The 22,266-nt window shown below is 63.9% G+C and carries 24 protein-coding genes; 9 read left to right on the top strand and 15 right to left on the bottom strand.

Annotated elements, in window-relative coordinates; all coding sequences use genetic code 11:
- Window positions 1-6 precede the first annotated feature (6 nt).
- Genes WFP39_RS04900 through rfbA form a run of 7 tightly spaced genes read right to left on the bottom strand, consistent with a single transcriptional unit; the run spans window position 7 to window position 6,662 of the window.
- Entirely contained in the window at window positions 7-912 is a 906-nt protein-coding gene (locus tag WFP39_RS04900) for a sulfotransferase (RefSeq protein ID WP_336918028.1), read from the bottom strand.
- Complete coding sequence (locus WFP39_RS04895; protein ID WP_336918026.1) at window positions 909-1,784, bottom strand: capsular polysaccharide synthesis protein; 876 nt, start codon at window positions 1,782-1,784, stop codon at window positions 909-911. The genes WFP39_RS04900 and WFP39_RS04895 overlap by 4 nt, the downstream gene beginning before the upstream one ends.
- A 47-nt stretch (window positions 1,785-1,831) precedes the next feature.
- The gene (locus tag WFP39_RS04890; RefSeq protein WP_336918024.1) at window positions 1,832-3,289 is read right to left on the bottom strand and encodes an oligosaccharide flippase family protein; all 1,458 of its coding nucleotides are present in this window, start codon (window positions 3,287-3,289) and stop codon (window positions 1,832-1,834) included.
- 31 nt (window positions 3,290-3,320) lie between these two features.
- Window positions 3,321-4,376, bottom strand: coding sequence for a dTDP-glucose 4,6-dehydratase (gene rfbB, locus WFP39_RS04885; RefSeq protein WP_336918022.1), 1,056 nt, complete (start codon window positions 4,374-4,376; stop codon window positions 3,321-3,323).
- Window positions 4,369-5,226 (bottom strand): dTDP-4-dehydrorhamnose reductase, encoded by an 858-nt coding sequence (gene rfbD, locus WFP39_RS04880; protein ID WP_336918020.1) that lies wholly within the window; start codon window positions 5,224-5,226, stop codon window positions 4,369-4,371. The genes rfbB and rfbD overlap by 8 nt, the downstream gene beginning before the upstream one ends.
- Complete coding sequence (gene rfbC, locus WFP39_RS04875; protein WP_336918019.1) at window positions 5,223-5,768, bottom strand: dTDP-4-dehydrorhamnose 3,5-epimerase; 546 nt, start codon at window positions 5,766-5,768, stop codon at window positions 5,223-5,225. Before rfbC ends, rfbD begins: the two co-directional genes overlap by 4 nt.
- 12 nt (window positions 5,769-5,780) lie before the next feature.
- Window positions 5,781-6,662, bottom strand: a complete 882-nt coding sequence (rfbA, locus tag WFP39_RS04870) for a glucose-1-phosphate thymidylyltransferase RfbA (RefSeq protein WP_336918018.1) — start codon at window positions 6,660-6,662, stop codon at window positions 5,781-5,783.
- Between the two features lie 314 nt (window positions 6,663-6,976).
- Here rfbA and WFP39_RS04865 point away from each other — a divergent pair, with 314 nt between their 5' ends.
- Together WFP39_RS04865 and WFP39_RS04860 are read left to right on the top strand one after the other, a co-directional pair.
- Window positions 6,977-8,107, top strand: a complete 1,131-nt coding sequence (locus WFP39_RS04865) for a nucleotidyltransferase family protein (protein ID WP_336918017.1) — start codon at window positions 6,977-6,979, stop codon at window positions 8,105-8,107.
- Window positions 8,104-9,792 (top strand): ABC transporter ATP-binding protein, encoded by a 1,689-nt coding sequence (locus WFP39_RS04860; protein ID WP_336918016.1) that lies wholly within the window; start codon window positions 8,104-8,106, stop codon window positions 9,790-9,792. The genes WFP39_RS04865 and WFP39_RS04860 overlap by 4 nt, the downstream gene beginning before the upstream one ends.
- 22 nt (window positions 9,793-9,814) lie before the next feature.
- On the opposite strand, the gene WFP39_RS04855 is transcribed toward WFP39_RS04860, so the two are convergent.
- From WFP39_RS04855 to WFP39_RS04835, 5 genes are read right to left on the bottom strand one after another with little or no spacing between them, the layout of a single operon-like run.
- Window positions 9,815-10,111: a PqqD family protein gene (locus WFP39_RS04855; protein ID WP_336918015.1), complete on the bottom strand. Its 297-nt coding sequence runs from the start codon at window positions 10,109-10,111 to the stop codon at window positions 9,815-9,817.
- Window positions 10,111-10,986, bottom strand: a complete 876-nt coding sequence (locus WFP39_RS04850) for a hypothetical protein (protein ID WP_336918014.1) — start codon at window positions 10,984-10,986, stop codon at window positions 10,111-10,113. Before WFP39_RS04850 ends, WFP39_RS04855 begins: the two co-directional genes overlap by 1 nt.
- Entirely contained in the window at window positions 10,983-12,104 is a 1,122-nt protein-coding gene (locus WFP39_RS04845) for a methyltransferase domain-containing protein (RefSeq protein WP_336918013.1), read from the bottom strand. Before WFP39_RS04845 ends, WFP39_RS04850 begins: the two co-directional genes overlap by 4 nt.
- Window positions 12,105-12,144: 40 nt before the next feature.
- Complete coding sequence (locus WFP39_RS04840; protein WP_336918012.1) at window positions 12,145-12,282, bottom strand: hypothetical protein; 138 nt, start codon at window positions 12,280-12,282, stop codon at window positions 12,145-12,147.
- Window positions 12,283-12,290: 8 nt separating this feature from the next.
- On the bottom strand, window positions 12,291-14,186 hold the full coding sequence (locus tag WFP39_RS04835) for an asparagine synthetase B family protein (protein ID WP_336918011.1): 1,896 nt from the start codon (window positions 14,184-14,186) through the stop codon (window positions 12,291-12,293).
- A gap of 166 nt (window positions 14,187-14,352) precedes the next feature.
- Here WFP39_RS04835 and WFP39_RS04830 point away from each other — a divergent pair, with 166 nt between their 5' ends.
- The 4 genes from WFP39_RS04830 (at window position 14,353) to WFP39_RS04815 (ending at window position 17,467) form a co-directional block, all read left to right on the top strand.
- Window positions 14,353-14,877 (top strand): lasso peptide biosynthesis B2 protein, encoded by a 525-nt coding sequence (locus WFP39_RS04830; RefSeq protein ID WP_336918010.1) that lies wholly within the window; start codon window positions 14,353-14,355, stop codon window positions 14,875-14,877.
- A 117-nt stretch (window positions 14,878-14,994) separates the two neighbouring features.
- On the top strand, window positions 14,995-15,261 hold the full coding sequence (locus WFP39_RS04825) for a hypothetical protein (protein WP_336918009.1): 267 nt from the start codon (window positions 14,995-14,997) through the stop codon (window positions 15,259-15,261).
- A gap of 191 nt (window positions 15,262-15,452) precedes the next feature.
- Window positions 15,453-16,757 (top strand): O-antigen ligase family protein, encoded by a 1,305-nt coding sequence (locus WFP39_RS04820; protein WP_336918008.1) that lies wholly within the window; start codon window positions 15,453-15,455, stop codon window positions 16,755-16,757.
- The gene (locus WFP39_RS04815) at window positions 16,754-17,467 is read left to right on the top strand and encodes a hypothetical protein (RefSeq protein WP_336918007.1); all 714 of its coding nucleotides are present in this window, start codon (window positions 16,754-16,756) and stop codon (window positions 17,465-17,467) included. The genes WFP39_RS04820 and WFP39_RS04815 overlap by 4 nt, the downstream gene beginning before the upstream one ends.
- A gap of 21 nt (window positions 17,468-17,488) precedes the next feature.
- Here the strand turns inward: WFP39_RS04815 and WFP39_RS04810 are convergent, their stop codons facing one another.
- From WFP39_RS04810 to WFP39_RS04800, 3 genes are read right to left on the bottom strand one after another with little or no spacing between them, the layout of a single operon-like run.
- Window positions 17,489-18,049, bottom strand: coding sequence for an LptA/OstA family protein (locus WFP39_RS04810; RefSeq protein WP_336918006.1), 561 nt, complete (start codon window positions 18,047-18,049; stop codon window positions 17,489-17,491).
- 41 nt (window positions 18,050-18,090) lie between these two features.
- Window positions 18,091-18,783 carry an LPS export ABC transporter periplasmic protein LptC gene (gene lptC / locus WFP39_RS04805; RefSeq protein WP_336918005.1) on the bottom strand — a complete coding sequence of 231 codons (693 nt, stop codon included), beginning with the start codon at window positions 18,781-18,783 and terminating at the stop codon, window positions 18,091-18,093.
- 27 nt (window positions 18,784-18,810) lie between these two features.
- The gene (locus tag WFP39_RS04800; protein WP_336918004.1) at window positions 18,811-19,428 is read right to left on the bottom strand and encodes a ribonuclease D; all 618 of its coding nucleotides are present in this window, start codon (window positions 19,426-19,428) and stop codon (window positions 18,811-18,813) included.
- Window positions 19,429-19,475: 47 nt separating this feature from the next.
- Between WFP39_RS04800 and WFP39_RS04795 the strand changes: the two genes are divergently transcribed.
- The 3 genes from WFP39_RS04795 (at window position 19,476) to WFP39_RS04785 (ending at window position 22,265) form a co-directional block, all read left to right on the top strand.
- Window positions 19,476-20,159 carry a uracil-DNA glycosylase gene (locus WFP39_RS04795; RefSeq protein ID WP_336918003.1) on the top strand — a complete coding sequence of 228 codons (684 nt, stop codon included), beginning with the start codon at window positions 19,476-19,478 and terminating at the stop codon, window positions 20,157-20,159.
- A gap of 42 nt (window positions 20,160-20,201) precedes the next feature.
- Entirely contained in the window at window positions 20,202-21,134 is a 933-nt protein-coding gene (locus tag WFP39_RS04790) for a TauD/TfdA dioxygenase family protein (RefSeq protein WP_336918002.1), read from the top strand.
- A 279-nt stretch (window positions 21,135-21,413) separates the two neighbouring features.
- The gene (locus WFP39_RS04785; protein ID WP_336918001.1) at window positions 21,414-22,265 is read left to right on the top strand and encodes a sulfotransferase domain-containing protein; all 852 of its coding nucleotides are present in this window, start codon (window positions 21,414-21,416) and stop codon (window positions 22,263-22,265) included.
- Window position 22,266 lies beyond the last annotated feature (1 nt).

The raw sequence follows: 22,266 nt of genomic DNA, 5'->3' as shown, positions 1-22,266 counted from the left end.
CGCGCCTCACACTTTCCAGCTGCTCAGGTCGCGGCCGATCAGCGCCTCCAGCCGGGTCACATCGGGCACGAACTCGGCAGTCAGCTCCGCCATCACGCGGGCATCGGGAGCTTCGGCGCGGCCTTTCTGGTAGAGGCGGTTTTGCCAGATCTTCCATATTGACGAACGCAGTCCGGCTGGAAGCACTTTCTTTGCCACCGCGTAAAGATTGTAACGATAGATCACCCGGCGTTGCAGTTCTACCAGCAGCGGTGAACGAACCACAGCCGCTTCATTCACCGGGTCAAGATTGACCTGCGGATCAGGCTCAATGCCGATGAAGCGGCAGGCGCGTTCGTAGGTGCCGCGCGTATCGGCGCGAAAATCGTCATACAGGATCACCAGCACCTGTTCCGGCCCGAACGTGTCGATATAGCGCTGGACCTGGTCGGCATAGGATCCCACCCGGCGGTAGAACAGCCCGTTCACCCCGATGGCGCCGGCAGGGATGCGTCGGCCCTCCTGCCGGTCAGATTCTGCCGCCAGTGCTTCTTCAAAATCGGTAATATTCTCGTCGCGGCTTTTCAGCATCTGCTGGTGGAGCGAGCGGATCATGTCGGCTGGCTTGCGCAACATGATGATGATCTTTGCATCCGGATTGAAGGCGCGGATTTCCGCCGCTGCGCGCTGGGAGGAAAGGTAAAACACCGATGCATCGAGCACGATCTTGTGCGCTTCGGCCAGTTCTTCGGCGCGTTTCAGGTAGCGTGACTCGTTCCAGCGGCCACCGGGCATCCGGTAATCCAGGTCAGACCCGAAAAAGTGCACTTCCTTGGGCAGGTTTGCCACCTGTTCGTGAGCGACAAGATAGCTTGTCAGCGCGGTGGTGGCACATTTGGGTGCGCCGACAATGAACAGATTTGGCACCGTCATGTGTGCGCTCTCCCGGTAGACTGCGCCACTTGTTCAGCCTGCTCCAGAAAGGCCGCAATGGCCGGAAACTGGCCGTCCATCCGCCAGCTCAGCTTGTGCAGTGGAATGGTGCCATCGGCGATGGCCTGCTGCACGTCGCTTTCCCTGCCCTGCTCCATCCGCCCGCTGAACAGGGCGAATACCAGATGCGGCGGCATGGCCCCCATTTTCGGCATCCGCAGCCAGACATCACGAGCAGCTTCATTGCGGCGCGCGACATACTCCAGGGCATCGTTGTGCCAGTAATAATTGTCCGTCGCGCCGCGCCCCTGCCAATAGTCCAGCACCTGCCTGTCCCAAGCATTGACCAGCGGATTGCCGGGCGCGGCCGCCAGAAACCAGTTGCCCACGGTGCGGCGATAGGTGTGGCCGATAAAGGGGCGGTCGCCGTCGATCCAGGTGAAGGCGAAAAAGCCCGCTTGCGCGGCGAAGGGCAGCCATTCACCCAGCGGGCGCGACACCCAGATCGTGGGATCGGCCCACACCCCGCCATGTGTCGCCAGCAGACGGGTGCGCAGGACATCGGCGTAATGCGCCTTCATTATGCCATCGGGCAAGGGGGGCATGGCAACCAGCCCCTCGATGCTATCCCGGTCGAGCAGGCGCACATCCCAGCCGGGATGCAAGGCCCGCCAGCGCGCGGCGCAGGCCTGCACGATGCCGGGCGCCTGGTCAAAGCCCTGATCCCAGTACAGCCACAGGATGCGCGGAATGGGTGCCGGAACAAAGGGCTGATGCGTCCGAGCAAAACCCAAGGCACGCCCCACCCGGCGCTGCACCTTGCGGGCCAGCCCGACAGCCCGCTTGTGCAGGATGTAGCGGGAGAGGGTCATGAGGGCTTCTTCCCGACAACTGCCAGACAGGTTTTGCTTGGCACGGCTCAAACGCTCCTCTTTGGCCGGGTCTTTTGCGCAATTGCTGCTGCCAACTTTCGAAGGTCGGGAGCGATCCACAGTGCCCAGCCGCAAATCGCTAGGATAAAGCCAAACTTTGCCAGGATCGCCCAGAGGTCAATCTGCGGGATCGTCCGCGCAAGGGTCAGAGCCGCTGCGACGATTAGGATCGATTGCGCAAGAATCGGGGACATGCGGTCGAGTGTGCCGGCGCGCCAACTTAGCAGCAGGGCATCAATGAAGCTGCGCAGCAGCACCGCGCTGACTGCCCCTACCGCCCCGAAATACAGCGTGGCGACATAAATCCCCGCGAAAAAGGGCAGCAATTCCCACATCAGGATAGTCATCGTGATGCGCGGACGGCCAGATGCGTTAAGGATCATGGCGGGGACTTGAAACGATGTGCGCGACAAGATGGTAATGGCGGCCAGTTCGGCCACGATACCAACTTCATCGGCAAAGCGCGGATTGATCCAAATGCTGATAAAGGGATGAATGACAAGAATCGCCCCAGTGGAAAGCATAGTTCCAAACGCCATGTTTGCCGCCGTGACCCTTCGGGCCATGTGCGCCAGTTCGTCAGGATGCGCTTTGGCAATGCGAGGAAATATGACTTCGGTAACCGCGCGGGGAATTGTCGCCGCGCGCTGCATCAAGCTCATCGGCACGGTGTACAGCGCCACGGATGCAGCGCCGATCAGCGAGCCGATGAAAAGGCGGTCGCCATTCGAAAGCATCTGCCGCCCGAATGAGGCACCACTTGACCACAGGCCGTAACTGAAAAGCTGCTTTACATTCTCTTGCAGGAAGCGCGGGCGCAGGCGGCCCACGAAACCGGCGGCGGCATTGGGAACAAGCATCAACGTCAGAAGGAAAGTGCCCAGTGCCGACGCGGGTACGGCCCAGACAAGGCTTGCGCCCAGCCACATGACAGCGAACAGCGGCACGAATTGCGAAAGGGCGGAATTTGCCAGCTTCATCAGGCTGACAGCCAGAAAACGTTCCTGCCCGCTCAGCGCGCCAAACATTACGCCGTTTAGGATATTGAGCGCCACAATCACGCCAATCCAGGGCAGTACCGACATCACCTCGGCGCGGATGGTCGGGGTCATCGTGACGAGGCTTCCAAAAGCCAGCCAGGCGACAAGACACATGGCGAGTGCCGCAAGGAGGCCAAGTCCAAGGCTGAGAAGCGTGGAGGTCCACAGTACATCGAATTGGTGTTGTGCCGAAACCGTGCTGCGCTTTGCCATTTCGTAGCGAGTCGCAAGTCCGAGACCGAGATCGAGGAAGCCGAGATATCCGGTAATCGTCCACACTAGCACCAGGACGCCGTAGCGTTCCTGCCCCAGCACTGCGAGGAACAGCGGGACAGAGATGAGCGCGGTTATAATGGGCGAAAGGTCGCCCGTGACATTCAGTGCCGCATTGCGGGCGATTTTCATCGTTCTTCCCCCTGCCCGGCCACTTTGCCCATCACGCCCGCACCAGCGGCCGCCACCAGGCCTCGTTGTCCAGATACCAGTGCAGCGTGCCCGCAAGGCCGCTTTCGAAATCATGTGCGGGGACATAGCCCAGCTCGGCGCGTGCCTTGGTCTCGTCGATCGCATAGCGCCGGTCGTGCCCTGCGCGGTCGGTGACGAAGGTTTTCAGCTCTGCCGTGGGGCGGCGCTGCGCGGCGGGGGCATCGGGGAAGCGTTCGGCCAACCCGTCGATCTCGGCAAAGGCGCGGTCGACCTCGGCGCAAATCCGGTCGATCACCGCCATATTGGGCAATTCCTCGCCGCCGCCGATATTGTAGGTTTCGCCAGGCTTGCCGCGAAGCAGCGCCGCCTCGATCCCGCGGCAGTGATCTTCCACATGCAGCCAGTCGCGCACATTCATCCCGTCGCCATAGATCGGCAGGTTGCGGCCATGGAGCGCATTGAGCAGGAACAGCGGGATCAGCTTTTCGGGATATTGGTAGGGGCCGTAATTGTTCGAGCAATTGGTGGTGGTCACCTCCAGCCCGAAGGTGTGGTGATAGGCGCGCACCAGATGGTCGGACGCGGCCTTGCTGGCCGAATAGGGCGAATTGGGCGCATAGGGCGTCGCTTCGCTGAAGGCCGGATCGTGCGGCCCCAGCGAGCCGAACACCTCGTCGGTAGAGATATGATGGAAACGGTGGGGCACGCCGCTACCGCTGTCCAGCCAGACCTTGCGTGCGGCCTTCAGCAGGCTGTTCGTGCCCAGGATATTGGTGTCGATAAAGGCATCCGGCCCGCTGATCGACCGGTCGACATGGCTTTCAGCGGCAAAGTGGACGAGCGTGGAAATGCCGCGTTCAGCCAGCAGTTTCTCGACCAGCGCGGTGTCGCGGATATCGCCTACCACCAGTTCGGCCTGCTCCACCCCGGCGATGGTCGAGCGGTTGCCCGCATAGGTCAGGCAATCGAGCACCACGATGGCGTCATCCGGATGCGCCTTCGCCCAGTAATGGACGAAATTGCCGCCGATAAAGCCCGCGCCGCCGGTGACGAGCAGATTAGCCAAGTGCCTGTTCCTCTTTCAACATGGCGCGCAGATTTGTGCGCCAATGCGTGGTGCCATCGCCCAGCAAGCCGCGCGTGGCGCTGCAATCGAGCAGCGACAAGGCGGGCCTGCGGGCAGGCGTGGGGTAATCGGCGGTGGCGATGGGGATGACGGGGATCGCGCGGCCGAGCATGCCCAGCGCCAGCGCCTCCTCCTGTATCGCCACGGCAAAATCGTACCAGCTGGCAACGCCAGCATCGGTATGGTGGAAGATGCCGCGTGCATCCTTTGCCACCAGGCCCCAGATCGTGGCGGCCAGCCCGCTGGCCCAGGTGGGCGCGCCGATCTGGTCGGCCACCACGCGCAGCTCGTCACGCTCGGCCATCAGGCGCAGCATGGTGCGCACGAAATTGCTGCCCCCTGCCGCATGCACCCAGGCCGTGCGCACGATCAGCGCGTCGGGCCCAACGGCATCTTCGCCCGCTGCCTTGGTGCGGCCATAAGCGGACAGGGGGTTGCGCGCATCGTCGGGCCGGTAGGCGCGAGGGCTTGCGCCATCGAACACAAAATCTGTGCTGACCTGCACCAGCCGGCCACTGGTTGCCTTGAGCGCTTCGGCCATGGCAGCCACCGCAGCAGCGTTAACCGCATGGGCCAGCGGCTCCTCGCTCTCAGCCCTGTCGACCGCGGTATAGGCAGCGGCGTTGATGAGGAGATCGGGTTTCAGCGCGTGCACAAAGGTGCGCACCGCCGCGCCATCGGTCAGGTCCAGCTCCGCCCGGTCAACCGCTGTCACATCGCAGTCCGGCGGGGCGCTCTGCTGCAAGGCTCGGCCAAGCTGGCCGGTGGCGCCGGTGACAAGCACCTTCACGCGAACGCCTCCACCCTGTCCAGCGGCAGGCCGGCCAAGTCCTTGGCCGAAAGCTTCACCTCCAGCCCCGCGAGCGGCCACGCAATGCCGATATCCGGATCGTCCCAGGCCAGCGCATGTTCGTGATGCGGTGCATAGGGCGCGGTGCATTTGTAAAGGAAATCGGTGTTGTCTTCCAAGGTCAGGAAACCGTGTGCAAAACCTTCGGGCACCCAGAACATCCGCTTGTTTTCCGCGCTCAGTTCCACGCCCACCCATTTGCCGAATGTGGGCGAGGAGCGGCGCAGATCCACGGCCACGTCGAACACCGCCCCGCTGACCACGCGCACCAGCTTGCCCTGCGGCACAGGGTTCTGGAAATGCAGGCCGCGCAGCACGCCTTTCTGGCTGCGGCTGTGATTGTCCTGCACAAAGGACAGGTCCAGCCCGGCGGCGGCAAAACCGGCGGCGTTCCAGCTTTCCAGAAAGAAGCCGCGCTCATCCCCGAACACGCGCGGTTCGATGATGAGCGGGCCTTCGATGTCGCAGGGAATGATATGCATCGCGCAGCGCCCCTAGTGCCGGAGCAATTGCATCAGATATTCGCCATAGCCCGATTTTATCAGCGGCTGGGCGATCTTCTCCAGCCCGGCATCGTCGATAAATCCTTGTCGCCAGGCGATTTCTTCCGGGCAGCAGATCTTCAGGCCCTGCCGTTCCTCGGTAATGCGGACATATTGCGCGGCATCGATCAGCGAACCGTGGGTGCCGGTATCGAGCCAGGCAAAGCCGCGACCCATGATCTCCACATTGAGCTGGCCGTCATCCATGTAGAGCCGGTTGAGATCGGTAATTTCCAGCTCCCCGCGTGGGGACGGTTTCAGGTCGCGCGCCCGGTCGACCACTGTCTCGTCGTAGAAATAAAGGCCGGTCACCGCGTAATTGGATTTGGGGGTTGCGGGCTTTTCTTCGATCGAGATAGCGCGCCCATCCTCGTCAAAGGCGACCACGCCATAAGCCTCAGGATTGCCCACGCGGTAGGCGAACACGCTGGCGCCGGTCGTGCGCGCATTGGCGTTGTGCAGCAATTCGGGCAGGCCGTGTCCGTAAAAAATATTGTCCCCCAGAACCAGTGCACTCGGCCCCCCGCGCACAAAATCCGCGCCGATGTGGAACGCCTGTGCCAGCCCGTCGGGCGAAGGCTGCACGGCATAGGATATGGCCAGCCCCCAATCCGCGCCATCGCCCAGAACGCGGCGGAACTGCGCCGAATCTTCGGGCGTGGTGATGATCAGGATGTCGCGAATTCCCGCCAGCATCAGCGTGCTGAGCGGGTAATAGATCATCGGCTTGTCGAATACCGGCATCAACTGTTTCGATACGCCGCGCGTCAGCGGGTAAAGCCTTGTGCCGGAACCGCCAGCCAGAATGATGCCCTTGCGGTGGGACTGAGCCATGAAATCCGCACTTTCCCCTATCTGCGCTGCGTCGCTGCATTGCAGCATAGGACGATGGCGTCAACGCCCTTGTCAGGGCGATGCAACGGCGTTGCATCGGGATATAATGCCACATAACGATACGATAATGTACCGGAAGTCCGGCGCGGATTGACGGGAAGGCCGGTATTTTCCACAAGGGTTTGGGCGCATCATGCTGCGCCGCAGAATAACAGGACGCTTGCGAATTGCCGGTTTCAAGCCCCTCACCAAGAACTGGCGCTGCCGGGGCGAGGCGGCAAAGTGGGGAAAGTGCAACGCCGTCTCCGACCGCGGTGGACCGGCGCCTGGCGGGCCTGATTGCAGGCGGCCAGGACGATCTCTCTGCTTATCTGGGAAATGATGCCACCGCGCGGCTGGTCTGGTCGCGCATCCGGACGCATGGCATTGCCTTGGCATTGCTGGAAATGGCGCCCGTTGTGCATGCGTGGCCGCGGTCGATATTATCCAGCTTGCGGGACGAGGCGCGCCTGCAGGCGCTGTGGGAACTCTCGCACCGCAATTGCCTGCTGGCCGTGCTGGCAAGGCTGGATGCGGCAGGGGTGGAGTGCCTTGTGCTCAAAGGCACGGCGCTGGCGTATCTTGTCTATGATCAGCCCGCCATGCGCCGGCGCGGAGACAGCGACATACTGGTGCGCGAAAGCAGTCTGCAGGCGACCCGCGCCGTTCTGGCGGACATGGGACTTGTCCGCACGCAGGACGCGACCTTCGGGCAGGAAAGCTGGGTTTACGATACCGGCATAGGCTTTGTGCATTGCATCGACCTGCACTGGGAGGTGGTGGCCGCCCCGTTCCTGCGGCGATTGCTTGATGTGGAGGAATGTTTTGCCAGCGCCACGCCGCTGCCACGGCTGGCGGCAAGTGCCCGCACCACATCGCCGGCGCTGCTGTTCCTGCGCGGCGTGGTCAACCAGGCGTTGCACCGCACCAATGGCTATCTGGTGGATGACCAGATGATGTTCGAGGATGGCCGCCTGATCTGGCTGCTTGACGCGCATCTTCTTGCCTTGCGCTACACCCCTGCCGATTGGGAGCAGATCGCGCGGATCGGCGTGGAACGCGGGCTCGCCCCCATTTGCGCCAAGGTGCTGCGCCATGCGCAACAGGCGCTGGGCACGCCCTTGCCCGAAACCGTGATGGCGCGATTGGAGGCGGAACCGCAGGCAAACCCCGTTACGTCCTATCTCGAACTCGGCAGCGGCACGGCACGCCTGCGCGATGACCTGGGCGCTTCGCGCGATTTGGCCAGCCGTGTGCGGTTGCTGCTGGCGCACGCCTTTCCGCCGCGCAATTTCATGCAAGGCCGATATCCGGGCAAGGCGCATTGGCCGCTTGGCCTGCTTTACCTCCACCGACTTTTCGCCGGGCTGTGGAGCCTGCTGGTGCAGCAAGGCAAGGCCGGATGAAGCCTGCCTATCTGCTGCGGCAGGCGGCTCCCTACCGCCGCCCGCTCTTGACGATTGCCGCGGTCAGCCTGCTTACATCGGCGGTGACGCTGGTTGTTCCGTGGCTGGCCGGGCAATTGCTGGGCCGGGTCGTCGAAGGAAGCGGGACAGTTGCTGCCGCTGCCGGCATGGGCATGGGCACGATCCTCGTGCTGCTGGTCACAGCCCTGGTGGCGGGAACCGGGCTGACCATTGCGGGCGCGATCCTGTCTGCCGCCACGGGAGGGCGGATCCTGGCCGATCTGCGCATTGCCGCGCACCGCCATATCCTGCGCCTGCCCGTGCCGTTTCACGACAACAGCAATGCGGGCGAATTGCTGTCGCTTACCACGTTCGAAGTGGCCAGCCTGTCGAATTTCCTCGCCAACACGCTGGCGCGCATGCCCGCGATGCTGGTGACGGCGGCGGGCGCGTCGGTGCTGATGTTCCGCCTCGATCCGGCCACCGGCCTCGTGCTGTTGCTGCTGCTGCCGCTGTTCTATCTGGCGGTGAAGCTGGTGGGGCGGCGTCTGCGGCAATTGGGATACGAAGCGCGCGATGCCGAAACCGCGCTGATCGTGCTGGCCGAGCAGCAGCTCGAAATGATGATGGCGACCAAGTCCTTTGCACAGGAGCAGGCGCAATCGGCGGCGTTCGCCCGGCTGGCGGAAGCCTCGCGGAAGGTCCAGCTCGAACAGGAGCGGTTGAAGGCGATGCTGGGGCCGATCGTCGCGCTGCTGGCAGGGTTTGCCGCGATCCTTGTGCTGCTGCTGGCGGGCGGCGCGGGCGAGGAGGCGCGCGATCCGGCCGAATTGTTCAGCCTGCTGCTCTATGCCGCGTTGCTGACGCGCCCGATGGGATCGCTGGCCGATCTGTATGGCTACACCCAATGGGCCGGTGGGACGCTGGCCCGGCTGGAAGCCGTTATGGCCGAGGCCGAGGAGCGCGGATACGAGGACAATGTCGCCGGCGCGCGGCGGGCGCAGGGGGCGCTGGCGTTTGAGGATGTGCGCTTCGCCTATCCGGGCCGCGACGCGACGCTGGACGGCATTTCGTTTGCCGTTGCACCAGGGGAAATCGTCGCGCTGACCGGCGATAACGGGGCGGGAAAATCCACGCTGATCAGCCTGCTGCTGCGATTCTACCAGCCTGACAGCGGGCGCATCACGCTGGACGGGCAGGAAATTTCTACCATTCCGCTGCAGCATCTGCGCCGCCAGATCGGGCTGGTGCCGCAGCGTCCGCTGCTGTTTGCCGGCACGGTGCGCGAAAACATTACCTACGGCCTGCCCGATGCCAGCACGGCGCAACTGGCCGCGGCGGTGGAGCTGGCGCAGGCGCAGGCGCTGGTGCAGATGCTGCCACAGGGTCTCGAAACGCGCATTGGCGACCACGGTGTGCGCCTGTCCGGCGGGCAGCGCCAGCGTATTGCGCTGGCCCGCGCGTTGCTGGCCGATCCGCCCGTGCTTGTGTTCGACGAGGCGACCTCGATGTTCGACCTCGATGCCGAGGCGTCCTTCGTGGCGGCGTGCAAGGAGGGGCTGAAGGGCCGGACCGTGCTGATCGTCACGCACCGCCCGGCCAGCCTGGCGCTGGCCGATCGGATCATCGACCTGCATGAAGGGCGGATCAGAACGGTCACCGAAAGGCACCCGAAAGGCGCCTAGCGCGGCCGAGCGGCGGCCGAAATCAGGCCGCCTGCACCTCGATGAGATTGTGCGCCGCCAGATCACCTGCCAGCGCGGCCAGATCCTGTTCGATCACATCGACCGGCGCGTCGAACTCTGCGGCAATGACCTCGCACAGGCTGGCGAGCGAGCGCGGCTCGTCCTCGATCAATTGCCAGATTCGCGCACCAACGGGGTTGAGCCCGAAATATGTGCCGCTGGCCGGATGCATCAGCACCAATTCGCCGCCCACTTCGCGGGCAACAGCGTCTTCAGAGGCGCTCAAGATGGCATCAGGACTTAGAAGGGTCGCGTTCATCACTTGGTCCGTTCGTTGCGGGCGTGGGCAATTATGCTGCCGATTACTTGCGGTAATTGGTCATAATCACGGGGGAAGTCCAGCGTATAGCACCGCGTTTCCGCCGCCAGTCCCGCCAGCAAGGCGAAATGGCGGCGCAGACGCAGCTTGTCCTCGACGTCGAGGATGAAGGCATTCTGCATCAATTCCGCCAGCGCGGCATGTTCCGCCAGTGCGGCTATCTGCACCTCATCGGCTTCGCCCGGCCCTAGCAAGTATATGCCGGCCAAGGGGAAACTGCGATTAGCAAAGGGCAGGCGGCCGTCAGCGTGCACGGGCGATTTCGCCTCGTCATCCACCCCTTCCACATCCGCGCCCAGCAAATGCTGCGCGCTGTCGGCAAACAGGCGCAGCACGGGGCGCGTGGGCTGCACGTGGCGGGGTTCGCCTTGCCGGTGTTCGAGCACGACGACGTCCTCGGTGAGATAGGGATGGCCTGCCGCGGCAAAGGCACCCGCCAGCGTGGTCTTGCCCCGGCGCGAGAGGCCCATGAAGGCATAGGCCGCATCATCGATCACCACCGCGCTGCCGTGCAGATGCAATTGGCCCCGGTAATTGCCGATCAGCGGCACGATGGCGTTGTGAAACAGCGAATCGGTGACTTCTTCGAGTCCTTCGTCTGCGGGGAAGGCACGCACCTGCAGCGTGCCGGCCGCAATCTCGAAATCCGCCCGATCCGGGAAACGCACGAGGAAATGGGACGGGAAGCGGTAGAATTCGCCTATTGTGTCGCCGTCCGGATCGGTCCAGCGGTCATAGGGCAGCAAGCCCAGCGGCCGCTGCGCGCGGACCGGGCCGAATTGCCAGCCATCTTCCTCCGCAGCAGGCGCGATCACAGGCCGAGTCGGCCCAGCTCGGCCCGGATGAAGCGGCTGGCTTCGTCAGTTGTGGGGAACAAATCGGGCTGGGACGCAAGCACTTGCGCCTCGATTTCGGCTGCCGTGCGCTGGCCGTCCACCAGTGCCAGCACGGCAAGGCGCGCCCTGCCGTTGCGATCAAGCACGGGCGGTTTTCCTTCATCAGCCGCCAGATCGGCCTGCGTGAGGATGCGGCTGTTCCAAGTGGACATCTTCTGCGGTTTGCCGCCCGGCGGGGTCACTGTCCAGGCGATCATGTCGCCCGCGCTGGTGAAGCGCAGCGAGATGCCGACCATGTCTCCCGCCTTCACCGGAAAGGCTTCCAGACAGGGCAGGAACACATTGCTTCGCGCGATGCGTGCTTCGGCCAGCGGTGAATTGGTCATCCAGATACCGTCGGCCAGCTCGCAGTTGAACCACCCTGCCAGCCCGTCAAACTGGCAATCGCGGGCAATTTCGAGCGTCCCCTTGAAGGAATAGAGTTCCGGCCCTTCGGCATCGAGCGCCACGCTGGCCACCGCAACCGCAGGCGAGCAGAGATCCGCCGCCTCGATATTGTGCGCGTGCTTGGTGTTGCGGGCGTAGGTGTTAAGCCACTTGTATTCGGGCGGAAAGTCCGCCTCGCTCCATTGCCGGGCGAGTTCGCGGGCCGATTCGCTCGAAACGCCTGCGATCGTCGGATCGATTCGCCGGGGAATGACTGCGCCGCCGGGTTTGAGCATCCGTGCGCGTGCGTCGCGCACCATGTCGATAATGCCGTAATCAAAGCCGAAAAAGCCAACATGGTCGCAGATCAGCGCGTCCACCTTTTCCGGCAAAACCGCCCGGAAGGTCGAATCCCGCATGGCGGTGTAGCGATCATCGAGACCGGCGCGCTGCATGGTTTCGCGCGCCAGTTCGATCGCGTCGGTGTAATCAATGCCGTAAATGTGTGAAGCGCCCGCATGCAGGCATTGCAAACCCAAAACGCCGACCCCGCATCCGAGGTCGGCGATTGTATCACCGGGGGTGATCGTTTGGGTTATGGCCGCTTGGTAAAGCTCAGCGCGGCCAGCAATAGCAAGGTATCCGTAATGTTCTTCCAGCGGGGAAGTCATGTCCCAAAAGCATTACCCGCTGGAAAAGCGATTACGGTCCTTACACCATTACCTGCATAGCCGACATGCCATCACCTGCGCCACCGACGCTGCCGCCGGTGAGGTTGCGAACCGAGCCGAACACGGTGAGTTCGGGGCGGGCATAAGCGGCCTTGGGGGTGCGAATGTCGTTGCTCATCTTTTGTCTCACTTCAGTTGCGGCTCGCTAGAGGCCGGAATTAACATAGTGGTAATTGCGTATAGCGACCATAGTGTGAAGGGCAGGTCGCTGTCAATTGCTGCATTGCGGTATCTTTCGCAGATGCGTTGTCGTTGCGCCCTTGCAACAATAATGTCTGCTGCGATGGCCGGTTCCCCTTCCAGCCGCGCAATTATCGACTCACATAGATTTTCATATGTGCAGTCGGTCCATGCCTTGTCCGTTCGCAGGCGCACCACGTCGGGCAGGATGCCTGCCAGTGCCTTGCGGTGCAATTGCTTGGTCTGCCCGCCCTGCAGCAGAAAGTGTTCGGGCACACTGGCCATAAAGCTGATGTAAGCGCGGGTGAGCATCGGGTGCCGCTGCGAAAGCCCCGCCTGCGCCGCCTGCCGGGAATTGTGATCGAACATGGTCGACCAATAGGGATAATTCCATTTCGACAGTTTCAGGCGTGTGTGATGGTCGGGATGCGCGTCACCGCGATGCCGTGCGCGTCGCTGGGCCAGCATGGCCTGTGCCTCTGGCGCCAGCAGCGCTTCCAGTTCGGGCATGGGCCGCGGACGGAGCGATTCGCGAAGGCGGCGGGCGGGCGTGCGTGCCGCTTGTGGGAGCAGGGCGACAGCGCCGAATCGCCATGCCATGCGGGCCGTTTGGCGCCAGCCAAAGGCGGCAATATCTCTTGCCGCGGCATCCCACAGATCGTCTATCGCGCCGTGGCGCACCAATTCGGCGTAATAGTAGGGCGAACCGTCGAGCCATTGGTCGCCCCCCACGCCGTTGATGCAGGCCCGGCACCCGTCGGCCACCATCGCCTCCTCCTCCAGCCGCGACATGATGCCGTTGGGCATGAGCGGGAGATCGCGCGCTCTGTTCGCATCGGCGTCGAACCAGGACAGCGGCGGCATGAAATAGGGGCGTTCGGTAATCTGCACGCCCAGTTCTTCGGCCACAGCACGCGGATATCTGACCTCATCCGCGCCGGTGCCGGCAGGCCCGGCCAGCGTGTAACCGCGAATCGATGGAGCCGGAAAGGCACCTGTCCGTTCCAGATGCACCGCCATGCAAAACAGGGCCGTCGAATCGAGCCCGCCGCTGGCCTCGATCGCCAAGGGGCGATTCGTGCGCGCCGTGCGCCGCACGCTGTCCGCCAGAAGCGCCCGGTAATGCTCCACATAATCGGCTTCGTGCCGGTAAAGCGGGCGATCAGGCAAAGGCAATGACCAGTATTGCCAGACTTTCGGGCCCGAATTGGCAACCGTCATGGCGCAGGCCTGTGGCAGGCGGGATATTCCGGTCCACGCGGTTTCCTCGCGGGTGTAGAATTGCCCCGTCAGATATTCGGCCAGAAAGCCGATATTGGGCTGCGGCCGGTTTTCCAGCACGGCAAGGATCGCCGCTGCATCCGATGCCACCAGAAGCCGCGACCGGGCCCAGTGGTAGAGCAGCGGGCGCAACCCCTGATGGTCGCGCGCGCAAAAGACCATGCGCTGCCGCCCGTCCCACAGCACGAAGGCGAATTCGCCCTCCAAATGCCCGGCGCAATCGGTGCCCCATGCCTCGTAAGCGCGCAGCGCGATTTCCACATCGCTGCGGTTGCGGGTGGGATAGCCCTTGGCAGACAGATCGGCGCGCAGTTCGTCGGGATTGGTCAGATACCCATCCATCGCCACGTGGACCTGTCCGTCATCGCTGGCGGCGATTTGCGGGCCAGTGCCTTGCTCCGCCGTCGATAGCAGTTGCAGATGGCCAAGCGCGACGGGGCCGGAGACATGGTGGACGATGCCATCGGGCCCGCGATAGGCCATCGCCTGCGTCATCGCGCGAATCGCAGCGGCATCGGCGGGACGGCCGTCGGCGTGAAAGATCGCGGCAATCCCGCTCATGTGTGAATGGCTCCTTCGGGATATGGCACGCGCCGGATTGGGCACGCATGGCCGATCTCTTGCCCGGAATTAGGTGCTTGCCGATGCAATGTCACCAACCGCCTCTGCGGCTGCGTAGCCTCGCCCGGCTTGGCAAGGTTGCGTGCTTCATGCGACGAGGCCTGCGATGATTCTTGAACGCCTGCCGGTTCCGGCCAGCACTGATCGGCGCTGGACGCTGGGAAAGATGGCCTGGTTTGCTGTGGCCGGGGCTGCCGCTGCGTGCGAACTTGCGCGGGCGCGGTGGCAACTGCGCCATGTGGTCGGGCATGATCTGGGCGTGCGCAACAGGGCTGCGCAGATTTCTGGCAAGGCGCCTCGCCTGGATCCGCTAACGCAAAGCGCGGTCCGCGCCCATCTGGCCCGCGCGGTTCCGCGCATGGCGGGGCTGGTGCCGTGGCGTTCCGATTGTCTGGTGCAGGCGATGGCGGCGCAGGAAATGCTGCGCCGATTCGGTATTTCGGCCCGGATCGTGATCGGCGCGAAGAAATCGCTCGGCGAAGGGTTCGCGCCGCATGCCTGGCTGAAAAGTGGCACCTGCATTATTACAGGCGGCGAAATCGACGACTACGCCGTATTGTATGGGGATGATGCCCAAGCCGGTTCGGGTGCCGCCGATTCGGCGCCCGGCAGGTCCGGGGAACCTGTTTGATCGGCTTGCATTGCAGCATTAGGGCAACAGATTAAGGGAAATTGCCTATTAACCGTTGCAATCCATTGTGCAGTGCGGTAACAATCCGATCACGAAATTCATTACAGGAGCTGGAAGATGTTTAAGTCCATTCTCGCAAGCACTGCTGCTGCTGGCCTGCTTCTGGCCCCGATCGCGGCTCAGGCCAATACCCGCGCCGCCGACGCCAGCGTTTCGCTGGCTCCTCTGGCCGAAATGACCCGTCAGTCCTCGCCGATTGGCGCCGCTCGCAACGCTGTTGGCGACATTGACGAAGCGCTGCTGGTGGTTCTGTTCGGCGCGATCGGCACCGCGATCATCGTCATCATCGAAAACCAGGAAGACGACGCCTCCGCTGGCGCCTGATTCGCTGATCGTAATGAGTTTTCGAAAAAGGCGGGTTGCACAGTGTGTGCAGCCCGCCTTTTTCGTATCTGGATTCCGCCTTCCGATCGCTGCTTCTCATGCCTGATTCTGCACTGCGCGCTGAACCAAGGGACACAGCTCCGGCAGGCCGATTTGGGCAGCGTGCAACCGCGCCTCTCACCTCCCCGCGGGTGCAATTGCAGGCGCTGATCGTGCTGGCGTTTCTGCTGGGCGGCGGCGGCGTCGCATACGGGCTCAACAATCTGGCCATTCAGCTGTTCGCGCTGCTGCTGCTGGCAGTAAATGGCCGTGCGGTGGGCCGTTTCGTAGTCCATGCGCCGCTGTTCCTGCGGCTGCTGGTTCTGCTGACCCTGGCATTGCCGCTGGTGCAGCTTGTGCCTCTGCCGCCCGCCATCTGGCAGGCGCTGCCGGGGCGCGAGGCGGTGCTGGCCTCGCATATGCTGACGGGCCTGGGGGACGGCCAATGGGCTTCGCTCAGCCTCGACCGGGGCCGCACGCTGACGGCTTTTGCCGGCCTTATTCCCCCGGCTACCCTTATCGCGCTTGGCACGATGCTGCCCGATGCCGACAAGCGGGCCCTCGCGTGGACGGCGGTTGCCTGCGGCGGCGCGGCACTTGTGCTGGGCGCGGTGCAATTGCAGGGAGCGAACACTTACGGCTTGCTCTATCCGATCGATCCGGGGCCTAACATTCTCTACGCCACCTTTGCGAACCGCAATTCCACCGGCCTTTTCTTTGTGATCGGGGCCTGCCTTGCCCTTGCGCTGGCCGATCCCGCGCGCCTCCGCGTGCTGCTGGCCGGAGGGAGTCTTGCCGTCCTGCTGCTGATCGGCGCGATCCTCACCCAGTCCCGATCGAGCATGGTCCTCATCGCCCTGCCGCTGGCGCTGCTGCTCTTGCGCCTGATGGCTTTTGCCCTGCGTCGCGGGCCGCGCGCCGACCGCAAGGTTGCCGCCCTTGGCCTGGTGCTGGCGCTTGGCGGGGCGCTGGCCTTGGGCGCGATTGCCTATTCCGCCGCGCAGGGCGGACGCGTAGCCGATGCCATCGCGCGGTTTGAGGACAGGCGGACCGACCGTCCGGAAATGTGGGAAGATACGCTGTACGCAGCCGGGCAATACTGGCCCGCAGGCAGCGGGGCGGCGACTTTCGACGAGGTGTTTCAGCTGCACGAATCGCTGGAATATGTGTCGCCGCGAAAGGCTGGCCGGGCGCACAGCGACTGGCTGGAAGTGGCACTCGAATCGGGAATTGCCGGTTTGGTGCTGGCAGCGGGCTGGCTGGTCTTCGCTCTCTTTTCCAGCTGGCAGCATTTGCGGCGCGGCCCGTGGTGGCCGGGCGTGGGGGCGGGCGTGGCCGGGATAGCCATCGCCGCGCAAGCGCTGATCGATTACCCGCTTCGCAACCAGGCGCTGCTGTGCATGGCGGGCCTGTTGGTGGTTTTGCTGGCAACACGCCTGCAGGAGAAAGCCAAATGATCGGCCGCGTCGTATGGATCGCTGCGCTGGCGGTCGTGGGCCTGGTGATCGGGGCCGCGCAGATTGACCGGGCGTCGCGCTACGCCCCTCAGCTCGCCTCGCTCGTGCCGGCGCCGTTTCGCAGTTTTTCGCTGGTGCATCTGGCACAGGATGCCATGGCGAAGGAGCAGACCGAGGATGCCTTGCGCCTCGTGCGCGAATTGGTGCGCGCGCGCCCTTTGCCTGCGGAACATCTTACGCTGCTGTCGCAGGCGGAATTGCGCGCCGGAATGAGCGATTCGGGCCTTGCCGCGCTGGAGGAAGCCGGGCGGCGCGGCTGGCGGGAGCCCTATGCCCAGGCCGCGATGGCGCGGGCTGCGCTGCTGGCGGGCAATGCCGACGCGGCGGTGCAGCGCCTTGCCGCGCTGCTCGCAACGGGCGCCGCCGGAGCTGATGTGACCGAGCCGATCCTGGCCGAGCTGGCGGCCACGCCCCAGGGCCGGACGGCGCTGGCGCGGCAGCTCGCCCAGCCCGGCTATTGGCAGGCCGGCGTGATTGCCCGGCCGCGGCTGTTTCCGCCCGGCGGTTACGAGGAAATGGTGCGCCTTGCGGCACGTGAGGAGGGTGGCCTCGCCTGTCCCTTGCGCGATAACGCGATCAATGCCTTGCGGCGTGCGCGCGATACCGAAGGGGCCGCGCGGCTTGCGGAACTGGATTGCCGGCGCGGCTAGGCCGGTTGTGCGACCCGGCGGTCAATTCTGCTGCGGAACGCTGAATGTGCCCGAAACGCGGCCGCTTCCGCCCGCTGTTCCCGATCTCGCCGCGCTGCCGTCCACGCTGGCAAGCCCGCTGTTGAGGTCGATCACCAGCCGTCCGCCGTTCAGCGTGTCGTTGCCGCGGCGCAACGCCACGCCGCCCGCCAACACGATGACACGGCGGTTGAAATCGTACACGCCCGACGCGCCGCTTGCGCGTTCGGCCCCGCGGGTGACAACCACGCCGCCCGTCGCATCGATGCGCTGGATCTGCAGCGAGCCCTGATCGGTATAGGCGACGGTGGTGCGCTGCGCGGTCAACCGCAGGTCGCCCTGCTGGATCACGACATCGCCAGACAGGACCACGCGCTTTTGCCGATCCTGCAATTCGATACGATCCGCAGCATAGCTGACCGGCTGGTTGGAATTGAATCCGGCGATGGACTGCGCGCCGGCCAGCGATCCGAAGCCCAGCGTTCCGATCGCACCGGCGACAAGGCCGCCCAGCAATCCGCGGCGGGCGAGGGCGGCAAGCGAGAGGCGGCGCGTGGCATTCATGCCATCGAGCGATAGCCGATCAGCGACATGGTGCAAGCATATCATTGCCGCGTCCCACCGTTGCTGCGCGACACGCCAACGGAGAAGCCGCTGGGGAGACGCATCTGCCCCGGCACCATGCGCAGGCGCGCATTACCGATCAACGCGACATTGCGTTCGGGCAAATCGGCCTCGATCCGGTCAGCCGAGAACGTGCCCGCCGGCAGAACACCCTCTACCCCGCCTTCGCCAAGCAGCCGGCGTTCGGACAGAAAGACCGACACATTGCTGGCGGTAATGGCATAGCCATCACTGGCGGTGAACTGCACCGTGCCGGGAATGGTCACGCGTTCCGTCTCGATATTATAGGTGCCTGCCGCCGCGCTCAGCACGGCCGGGCCTTCGGGCAGGACGATGCGCGCCACCAGACGGTGCATTTCCACCAGCGGCACGGTGTTGCTGGTTTGCACGGCATCGCCCGCTTCGATCGAGAAGGGGCGGCCCTGCCTGTCCACCCCGCGATACAGCGCGTTGTCCATGCGCAGCCGGTCATCCGCGATGGCAACCTTGTTGCGGTCGAGCAAGAAGGACACTTCGCCGCGCGGGCCAAGCGGCGTGATCAGCATCATCGCCGCGACAACGCCCACGCCAGCGGGCAGCGCCACGGCCAGAAAGCGCACGATCCGGTCCAGCCGCGATCCGGGGGCGGCAAAGGCCTGCCGGCGGCCCCTCATCCTGTCAGCCTGAATGGTCATGCAGTCCCGCCCGTGGCCAAGCCAGCCTTACTCGTGGCTGAAGATATCCTTGTCGATCCATCCGGCCATATCCAGCGCGGCGCGTGTGGGCAGGAAATCGAAACAGGCCTGCGCCATCTCCAGCCGCCCTTCGCGCTCCAGCCGGGCGATCAGCACCTCGCGCAGGCGGTGCAGATACCGCACATCGGAAGCGGCATATTCACGCTGGGCATCGTTGAGGACGGGTGCGCCCCAGTCGCTCGATTGCTGCTGCTTGGAGATATCCTCGCCCAGCAATTCGCTGACCAGGTTCTTTAACCCGTGCCGGTCGGTATAGGTGCGCGTCAGCTTGCTGGCGATCTTGGTGCAGAATACCGGCGCGGCCACCACGCCCAGATAATGCCGGATCGCCGCCAGATCGAAGCGGGCGTAATGATAGAGCTTGAGCCGCGACTGATCGGCCAGCACCGCTTTCAGATTGGGCGCATCGAACGCGCTGCCATTGGCAAAGCGCACCAGATGCTCGTCACCCTTGCCATCGCTGATTTGCAGCAGGCACAGCCGGTCCCGGTGGGTGACAAGGCCCATCGTTTCGGTATCGACCGCGACCGGGCCGGGGGCCAGCACATCGGCGGGCAGATCTTCTTCGTGGAAATAGACAGCCATAGGAGGAATGCCTTAGGCGGATTGGACGCAGAGGGAAAGGGCACGCATTGGAACAGGCTATCCCGGAAAGCTGGCGCTCGGCGCTGGCCGGTGTTCTGGCAAGGCCCGCGGCGCGGCAATTGGGGGGCTGGCTGCGCGAACAGGAGGCAGCGGGCAAGGCGATCTATCCGCCGCGCGGGGCGCGGCTGCGCGCTCTGGAACTGACCTCGCTCGATTCGGTGAAGGCGGTGATCCTGGGGCAGGACCCCTATCACGGGCCGGGGCAGGCGCACGGCCTCGCCTTTTCGGTGCCGCACGGTATGCGCCCGCCGCCCTCCCTGCAGAACATCTACAAGGAACTGCGCGCCGATCTGGGGGTGGAGCCGCCCGCACATGGCAATCTGGAAGGCTGGGCGCGGGAAGGCGTCTTGCTGCTCAATGCCTGTCTGACGGTGGAGGACGGAAAGCCTGCCTCGCATTCCGGGCGCGGGTGGGAGGCGATCACCGATGCGCTGGTGACGGCCGTGGCCGAACGGCCCATGCCCAGCGTGTTCATCCTGTGGGGTGCCCACGCACAGAAGAAGGCGAGCCAAATCCCGGCGCTGCAATCCGGGCGCCATCTGCTGATCCAGTCCGCGCATCCCAGCCCGCTATCGGCGCATCGCGGCTTTTTCGGATCACGCCCGTTCAGCCGCACCAACGCCTTTCTGGAAAGCGAAGGGCGCGGGGCGATCAACTGGCGGCTGGATTAGTTAGGAAGCTAAGGATATAGCGGTCTGCGGAGAGGAATTGCCATGCCGCTTGCCATCACCCCGCTGTCGCCCCGCTTCGGTGCCGAGATTTCGGGCGTGGACATCACGCGCCCGCTCGACGCCGCAACACAATCCGCCATCCGTGCGGCGCAGGATGAATGGGGCGTCACCCTGTGGCGTGATACGGGTCTGGATGATGCCGGCCATGTCGCCTTCAGCCGGATCTTCGGCCATGTCGAACTCGCCCCGGTGCACAAGGGCAAGCCGCCGCGTTTCGCCCATCCCGAACTGTTCGATGCCAGCAATATCGATGCCGAAGGGCGGATTATCGATAACGAACTGCGCCGGCTGATCAATGCGGGCAACCGGCTGTGGCATATCGACAGCAGCTACATGAATGTGCGCAGCGCACAGGCGCTGTTGCTGTGCCATGAAGCGCCGCCTGCGGGCATATCCGCGCCCACGCTGTTTGCCGATACACGCAGCGCATACGAAGATCTTCCGCAAAGCATGAAGGACCGGCTGGAGGGGCTGCAGGCGCGGCATTGCTACTTCTATTCGCGCATGAAAGCCGGATATCCCACCACCGAGGAGGAACTGGACGCCATGCCGCACGCGGTGCAGCCGGTGGTGATGGAGCACAAGGCCAGCGGGCGGCGCGGTCTGTATCTCGGCGCCCACGCCCGCGACATTGTCGGGATGAGCCGCGCAGAAGGCCGCGCGCTGATCGACGAGCTGAACGCCCATGCCACGCAGGCCAAATATGTGATCGCGGTGGAATACCGCGCCGGCGACATGAGCATTTGGGACAATCTGTGCACCATGCACCGCGCCGGGGATTTTGACGATACCGCTTACCGCCGCGACATGCGCCGCACCACCATTCGCGAGGCAGGGGTTGATGCCCCGGACGACCATTTCACGCAGATGTTCGCGGCAAGCCGGCGCGCGGCGGAGGAAAGGGCTGGCGCGTGAAGCTGACGAAGTTGACATCGTGACGCGGCGCTTAGCCGATCGGATAGTTCTGATATTTCAGAAAAAATCTGTCGAAATGCAAAGTTGACACTTTGCGCGCCGCCTTTCGCGGATGTGCTGACCATGGGAAAGAGCGGCCAAGGTGCTGACGCAGCAGCAAGCGCGTAGGAAAGTGGCTTTGCAACCTGCCCGCAGCTAAGGGGGAACGCTTATGCTGCGCTTGCACAATGGCGGGGCGTGACCTAAGCCTTGTTTGTCCCTGGCAAGAGGCGTGCAGGCGTGATCGGAAACAAGGTGAAAGTGGCCCTGCGCAATGCCCGCAAGGTCAAACGCGATCTTATTCACCGTGTGGCCGGCGTGCCGTGGATGGATGTGCAGCCGCAGGACCGTTTCCTGTTTTCCTGGCCGCGATCAGGCAATACCTGGCTGCGCCATATCGTCTACCACGCCACCACGCAGGGCGATGTCTCCGGCTTTGCCGCGCTGGAAAATGCCAGCCCCACGATTGACGCGCTGGAGTTTCGCAAGCGGTTGTCGCGCATGAAACCTGCACCGGGCGGGCTGCGCTTTTTCAAATCGCATCTGCCCCATGCGCCCTATTTCCTGAACGGCAAGGTCGTCTACATCGTGCGCGACGGGCGCGATTCGACGATTTCCTATTACGATTATTTCCGCCACATCCACCGCTACCAGGGCAGTTTTGACGATTTCCTCAAAAAGACGCTGGCGGGCCGTGTGCGTTACGGATCGTGGGCGGACAATGCCGGATCGTGGGTGGCGCACCGCGATCATCCCAATATGCTGCTGATCCGGTTCGAGGACATGCGTGCCGATCCGGTTGGCACGGCGACGCAGGTTTTTCGCTTTTGCAACCTCGATCTGAGCGCGGCGCAGGTGGAAGCAGCAGTCAGCAAAAGCTCGCTCGACAAGGTGCACCAGACCTTCCGCACGTTTCGCAGCGCCCGCAAGACGCAGTTTACCGGCGGCGTGAATACAGGCGAGCAGGCGGACGAAACCGCCGAAAAGCCCGCACCGCGCGGCTGGCGCAATGTCTTCACCCCCGAACAGAACCGCCTGTTCGTGGCCAAGGCGGGGCCGCTGCTCGAACAGCTGGGCTACGAGTTGGACTAGC

This window comes from Alteraurantiacibacter lauratis (genome assembly GCF_037154155.1).
In the GTDB taxonomy this organism is placed as follows: Bacteria; Pseudomonadota; Alphaproteobacteria; order Sphingomonadales; family Sphingomonadaceae; genus Alteraurantiacibacter; species Alteraurantiacibacter lauratis.
The sequence above is the reverse complement of the archived record's forward strand: the minus strand, read 5'-3'. Positions and strand labels throughout refer to the sequence as shown.